This is a genomic window from uncultured Porphyromonas sp. (assembly GCF_915070105.1).
Taxonomy (GTDB): domain Bacteria; phylum Bacteroidota; class Bacteroidia; order Bacteroidales; family Porphyromonadaceae; genus Porphyromonas.
The window spans coordinates 35311-42403 of sequence record NZ_CAJZFJ010000008.1 but is presented as its reverse complement, the minus strand read 5'-3'; the positions used below and the strand labels follow the sequence as shown (position 1 = coordinate 42403).

6 protein-coding genes are annotated in these 7093 nt (G+C 52.9%); all 6 read left to right on the top strand.

Annotated features, from left to right (window positions below; translation table 11 throughout):
• Positions 1-382, top strand: a 382-nt coding sequence (locus QZ554_RS01705) for a DUF5683 domain-containing protein (protein WP_297193815.1), incomplete at its 5' end; no start/stop codon positions are given.
• A 12-nt stretch (positions 383-394) separates the two neighbouring features.
• Positions 395-1780, top strand: a complete 1386-nt coding sequence (locus tag QZ554_RS01700; RefSeq protein WP_297193814.1) for a lytic transglycosylase domain-containing protein — start codon at positions 395-397, stop codon at positions 1778-1780.
• Positions 1781-1824: 44 nt separating this feature from the next.
• Positions 1825-2733, top strand: a complete 909-nt coding sequence (locus QZ554_RS01695; protein ID WP_297193812.1) for a sugar phosphate nucleotidyltransferase — start codon at positions 1825-1827, stop codon at positions 2731-2733.
• A gap of 103 nt (positions 2734-2836) precedes the next feature.
• A complete protein-coding gene (locus QZ554_RS01690; RefSeq protein WP_297175826.1) occupies positions 2837-3370 on the top strand; it encodes a gamma carbonic anhydrase family protein in 534 nt (177 codons plus the stop codon).
• A 29-nt stretch (positions 3371-3399) separates the two neighbouring features.
• Positions 3400-4812 carry a C1 family peptidase gene (locus tag QZ554_RS01685; protein ID WP_297193810.1) on the top strand — a complete coding sequence of 471 codons (1413 nt, stop codon included), beginning with the start codon at positions 3400-3402 and terminating at the stop codon, positions 4810-4812.
• Positions 4813-5664: 852 nt separating this feature from the next.
• On the top strand, positions 5665-6957 hold the full coding sequence (gene metK / locus QZ554_RS01680) for a methionine adenosyltransferase (protein ID WP_297193808.1): 1293 nt from the start codon (positions 5665-5667) through the stop codon (positions 6955-6957).
• Positions 6958-7093: the final 136 nt, after the last annotated feature.

Below are 7093 nucleotides of genomic sequence, written 5' to 3'. Positions count from 1 at the left end.
CTACTCCATCACCTGGAATAACCGCCAGTATCAGGAGTACCATGCTGCTTATCGAGACATCATGAGCGAAGACCCATCCAAGAATACCGCTTGGCTAGTCTTCGCCCCCTCTGGAGCCAAGGCAGAGGACTATGCCCAGTACTCCTCCCTCAAGCAGACCCTCAAGCGAGGGAATGACTTCTATCGACGTTATCGAGATCTCAGTGTCGTCGTCAGTGTGCTTGTCTACGGTCTCTCCATCCTAGATGCATACGTAGATGCAGAGCTCTACACCTTCGACATTAGTCCAGATCTATCATTAAGGGTGGTCCCGGAGGTGGGACTACCCAAGCTCGGCCTCCCTGCCTACCAGCTGGGAGTGAATTGTAGCCTCACCTTCTAATATGGATAGCCAATGAAATCCTATCTCAAGGTAATCGCCTCTTCGTTAGTTCTTTTTTCTACGCTCACACTACAGGCTCAGACGGATAGTCTTCGTAGCCGTACGACCTCTAGCCTATCCCTTGCCTCGGCTTTGCTTGATCCGATCACACTCCCCTCTTCCTTAGACAGGGATGTCGAGGCGCTCCTAGAGCAGTGGTATAGAGGATATGGTGTGCACAAGGGCGCTCGTACCAATTCTCGCGTCACCCCATCATCCGTAGCCGTCCCCTACACCCCTGATAGCGTGTATATACGCATGCTGAACAAGATGCCTACGGCGATGCACTTCAGCTACAATCCGCTTATACGTGAATCCATTGAGCTCTACCTCTACAAACGAAGGGGGCTCTTGAGCTCGATGCTCTCCCTAGCTGACCTATACTTCCCTGAGATAGAGGTCACACTAGACAAGAATGGTCTCCCTATGGAGTTGCGTTATCTCGTCATCGTAGAGTCCGCGCTCAACCCCAAGGCCATTTCGCCAGCTGGAGCCGCAGGTCTGTGGCAACTCATGCTCCCCACAGGTAAGATCTATGGTCTCTCGGTCAATAGCCTCGTGGATGAGCGAATGGACCCCATCAAGAGCACAGAGGCCGCTTGCCGCTTCCTAAAGGATCTCTATAACATCTATGGTGACTGGTGGCTTGTCCTAGCAGCCTACAACTGCGGCCCAGGGAATGTCAATCGTGCTCTGAAGCGCTCAGGTGTCTCCAAGGCTAACTTCTGGGACATCTATCGCTATCTCCCCAACGAGACACGTCGCTACATTCCTCTATTCATCGGTGCATACTTCGCAATGCACTATCATCGTGAATACGGGATCTATCCTCGTGAGCTCGGTCGTCCTCTAGCTACCGACTATTATACGGCATCTCATCGGGTGACCTTCGACCGTATTGCTGAGCTTACGGGTGTAGACCAAGAGACGATATCAGCCTTCAACCCCCAGTTCCGCCGAGGGATCATTCCCGGGAACAACACCCCCTATCCTATACGTCTTCCTCTCTCTGCTATCCTAAAGCTGGATAGTATCGGAGAAGGTGTATCTTCACCCGAGCTACGTGTCAATCTCGAAGGGCCCAACAGCGGGACCAAGAAGGGTCGCCAAGACATCCAAGAGGAGGATGAAGAGCTCGAAGTCACCACAAAGAGAGGACGTAAGGGCAAGCAGAGCAAGCGATCAAAGAAGGAAAAGGCGTCTAAGGGACAAGCATCCCAGCATCGAGTACACTCTGGAGAGACTCTCTCCTCGATCGCTCGCAAGTATGGGGTATCTGTCAGCGAACTAAAGCGATCTAATGGACTCTCCTCCGATCGCCTCAGTGTCGGTCAGAAGATCACAGTAAAGAAGAAATAACGCTGTCTATAGCAAGAATCATTATATAATAAGTAAGAAGCACAATGAAACAACCAACACTCGTCGTACTCGCCGCAGGTATGGGCAGTCGCTATGGTGGGCTCAAGCAGCTCGATGGACTAGGCCCCTCTGGGGAGACGATCATGGACTACTCGATCTACGATGCCATACGTGCAGGCTTTGGTAAGGTCGTCTTCGTCATTCGCCATACCTTCGAGAAGGAGTTCCGGGAGAAGATTATCTCTAAGTATGAGCATAAGATCCCTGTAGAGGTTGTATTCCAGGATCTCGACAAGCTCCCTGAGGGCTTCACTGTTCCTGAAGGGCGTGAGAAGCCTTGGGGCACCAACCACGCTGTGATGATGGCAGAGTCTGTCGTGCGTGAGCCTTTCGCTGTGATCAACGCTGATGACTTCTATGGTCGTCACGGCTTCGCCACCCTAGCTGATAAGCTACGTAGCTTCTCCGACACTCGTGACAAGTACTGTATGATCGGCTATCGTGTTGGCAATACACTTAGCGAGAGCGGCTCTGTTGCTCGTGGTGTCTGCCAGGTAGACGAAAAGGGCTTCCTTACCGAGGTCGTCGAGCGTACTGCTATCTCGCGCGATGAAGCAGGACGTATCTGCTTCACCGACGAGAACGGTACGACTCAATACCTCGAGGAGAATACCCCCGTATCTATGAATATGTGGGGCTTCACTCCCGACTACTTCGACTACTCCAATGAGCTCTTCTGCCACTTCCTGAAGGCTCTGGATACGAACCCCAAGTTCGAGTACTACATCCCCCTACCCGTCAATCTACTCGTCGCCGAGCATAAGGTCACGGTCGAGGTACTTGACACTCCAGACCAGTGGTTCGGGGTCACCTACGCTGCTGACCGCCCAGATGTAGTGGCGAAGATACAGGCACTAGTAGATGCTGGCGAGTATCCCACGAAGCTATTCTAGGCACTCCCATAGAGACCCTCCGAAGAGGCTACATCACCCTCCCGTGGTGTAGCCTCTTCTACTAATATATTATCCTACTCACCCAATAATCAACTTCTATCCTATGGCTTTCATACAGTCCGTACGAGGCTTCACACCTCAGATCGGCGAAGATTGCTTCCTCGCAGTCAATGCTACCGTCGTCGGGGATGTCGTCCTCGGTGATGGATGCAGTGTGTGGTTCAATGCCGTCCTTCGGGGCGATGTAAACTCCATCCGTATCGGACGCAATGTCAATATCCAGGATGGCTCTATCCTGCATACCCTCTACCAAAAATCTACGATCGAGATCGGCGACAACGTCTCGATCGGTCACAACGTCACCCTACACGGCTGCCACATCCGGGACTACGCCCTCATCGGTATGGGCTCTGTCGTGATGGATGATGCTATCGTAGGCGAGGGGGCTATCGTAGCAGCTGGCTCTGTCGTCCTAGCTAAGACGATTATCGAGCCCTACAGCCTCTATGCCGGGACACCCGCCAAGTTCATCAAGAAGGTATCCCCCGAGCAGAGCAAGGAACTCAACGAGCGTATCGCCAACAACTATCAGATGTACGCCTCTTGGTTCGACAAGGAAGAGAACCCTCAGCCCTAAGACATACACTTAACTTTATACATCATCCTATGAAATCAGTATTGCTTACTTCTCTAGCGCTCGTGCTAGCCGTTGCCTCCCCAGTGACCACCTCGGCACAGAGCAAGGAGGGGGCGATCACCCCTCACCTCCTCGAGGAGCTGCGTAAGAGCGAGCCCAACACTCCCACAGAGCGTGCCCTGCACAATGCCATCGCCCTGCAGGGTATGAAGGATTTCTTTGTCAATCCCGCCCGCCCACGTACCATCGAAGATTCCTTCTCCATCGAGGTCAAGAGTGCAGGCATCTCGGATCAACAGCAGAGTGGTCGTTGCTGGCTCTTCACGGGGCTCAATGTCCTACGCGCCCAGTTCATGGCACGGGAGAAGTCTGGGACCTTCTTCTTCTCGCAGAACTACTCCTTCTTCTGGGATCAGCTCGAGAAAGCCAACCTCTTCCTCGAGGGAATCATCGAGACCCGTAAGGCAGAGGTTACCGACAAGAAGGTAGAATGGCTCTTCAAGAACCCCATCAGCGATGGCGGGCAGTTCACCGGTATCTCAGATAACCTCATCAAGTATGGCGTAGTGCCCGCAGAGGTCATGCCCGAGACAGCCTCCAGCAATGATACCCGACTCATGGGGAGCATGATCGCACGCACCCTGCGCCAAGCTGGTATCCAGATCCGCAAGGCCTCTGCCTCTGGTGAAAGCCTCGCCCAGCTACGCAAGCGCAAGGACAACTGCCTCAAGCAAGTCTATCGCATCCTGAGCCTCAACCTCGGTGTTCCCCCCACGAGCTTCACCTACACGCTACGTGATGCCAATGGCAAGGCTATCTCCACAGAGACCTACACCCCACAGAGCTTCTATAAGCGGTTCGTAGGCACGGATATGCGCGATCAGTTCGTAATGCTCATGAACGATCCCTCCCGCCCCTACTACAAGGTCTATGAGATCGACTTCGACCGCCATGCCTATGACGGCAAGAACTGGACCTATGTGAACCTCCCCATGGAGGAAATCAAGCAGATGGCGATAGCCTCGCTCCGAGATAATACGATGATGTATTACTCCTGTGACGTCGGTCGTGAGCTTGATCGCTCCAAGGGAATCGCAGCTCTGAATAACTACGACTACACTTCGCTCCTCGGCTATTCCTTTGATATGACCAAGGCGGAGCGTATCCAGAGCTTCGACAGTGGCTCCACCCACGCAATGACGCTGAAGGCTGTAAACCTAGATGCAAATGGCAAGCCCACCAAGTGGAAGGTCGAGAACAGCTGGGGCGAGAAGAGCGGCGTCAAGGGACACATCATCATGACGGATGAGTGGTTCGATGCCTACACCTTCCGTCTCGTGGTAAATAAGAAGTATGTCACGGACAAGGTACTAGAGCTCCTCAAGACCAAGCCCGTACAGCTCCCCGCTTGGGATCCTATGTTTACCCCTGATGCTCCCTAGCCCATCCTCATCCTAATGCGTTAGGAGGAAGATTCCCTAGGGACAATCCCCTAGTATGCTATACAGAGGAGGTAGCCAAAGGTCATTCGGCCTCGGCTACCTCCTCTCCTTATTATACATCCCCTCCACTATGAATGCCTATCCATAATCCCCCCTTACCCCACCATCTCTCATCCAGCCCCTTCCCCATTACCCCAAAGGATCTCTATTCTCTTCGCCCCGAAGCCACAGCATACCTTATCCAAGACCGAAAGCCACAGCCCCATGACATAGCCATAAGAGAATAGAACACATTCCGAGATCCCCTCTACAAGCCACCCAACACACCTCTGATAGGACACGTAATGTTCGTCCTCATCACCTATGTAAGGTGACCACTGCGAGCATTACGTGTCCGCCTCCCCGCTCTCGGTATCTCCTCTCCTCCCCTCTCGGTATGACCGATACGGAGCTAGTTATCGAGGGAGAGGTCTTAATTGTTGTTTCGTGCTCGACACTCACTTAGGATGGGAGATTATGATGAGAAGTAAGAGGCTTAGCAAAGCTCTTCCTTCTGCGGTATAGTCGACCTATACGCAGGCAACTGCTGAATACACAACTTGGTATACCAGCAAACTTTTGTATCTTTGTGTCCGTAAATAATACCTCTACGTGGATAGATTTGAGATGCTTGCAACCACGCGAAAAAATGCTAAACCCGTCACTCCCCTACTGTGACGAGCTCCCCAAGGCTCCTTTACGGAGAAGGGTCGAGCACTACAGCATTAGTCCGCCTCGGTTGCTAACCATAAGCAGTCGAGGCTTTTCATGTTAGGGGAGATCAACTAACCTAGTTATAGTAAGAATAGATATATGAGTTATCTCTTTACCTCTGAGTCCGTCTCAGAGGGACACCCAGACAAGGTAGCCGACCAGATATCGGATACTATCCTTGACCACTTCATGGCACTTGACCCTCAGTCCAAGGTAGCCTGTGAGACCCTAGTCACCACGGGACAAGTCATCCTAGCTGGCGAAGTCAAGAGCGATGCCTACGTAGAGCTACAAGACATCGCACGTGGGGTCATCCGCAAGATAGGCTACAACAAGAGCTCCTACTGCTTCGACGCCGATAGCTGCGGGATACTCTCCGCCATCCATGGACAGAGTGCAGATATCAATCGTGGTGTAGAGCGTACCGCACCCGAGGAACAGGGGGCAGGTGACCAGGGGATCATGTTCGGCTATGCTTGCCGTGAGACCCCATCCCTGATGCCTCTACCTCTAGACCTCTCCCACGCTCTACTCGAGGAGCTTGCTCACATCCGCAAGGAGGAGCTACACCTAATGCCCTACCTGCGCCCTGATGCTAAGAGTCAGGTCACAGTCGAGTACAGCCGCGAAGGTAAGCCCCTACGTGTCACGACGATCGTGATCAGCACGCAGCACGATGAGTTTATCAGCCCAAGTGACACCTCCAACAAGGCTCAGGAGCAGGCAGACCGAGCTATGCAGGAGCGTATCACAGAAGATCTGCGTACGATCCTTCTCCCCCGCGTCTTCGCACGATACCCAGAGGATATGCAGGGACTCTTCAGTGGAGATATTAAGCTCCTAGTCAATCCCACAGGCAAGTTCGTCATCGGTGGTCCGCATGGCGATACCGGGCTCACGGGTCGTAAGATCATCGTAGACACCTATGGGGGGAAGGCTGCTCATGGTGGCGGTGCCTTCTCAGGCAAGGATCCTTCTAAGGTAGACCGATCAGCAGCCTATGCAGCTCGACATATCGCCAAGAACCTAGTAGCAGCAGGTGTAGCTGACGAAGTGCTTGTACAGCTAGCCTACGCCATCGGTGTAGCAGAGCCCATCAGCATCCTCGTAGACACCAAGGGTACGGCACACGTCGCCCTCTCCGATGATGAGATAGCCGAGGTCGTGAGGAAGGTCTTCGACCTACGTCCCTACATGATCGAGCAGCGTCTCAAGCTCCGCGCCCCGATCTATCAGGAGACAGCTAGCTATGGACACTTCGGCCGTACACCACGCATCGTCAAGAAGAGCTTCCCCTTGAGCGGACGTAACACTACCAAGCTGGAGGTCGAGCTCTTCACGTGGGAGAAGCTTGACTACGTCGAGGAGCTTCTTCAAGCCTTTTCTCTATAGAGTATCGCTAGAAATAGTATAACTCAACATAGTAAACTGAGTCCTTCTAAAGCTACCACTGAAGGATACAGAGCTAGAATAGCTATCCTAGAAAAACAAAGCAGACAGAGCTAGATGCCGATGTGCATCTAGCTCT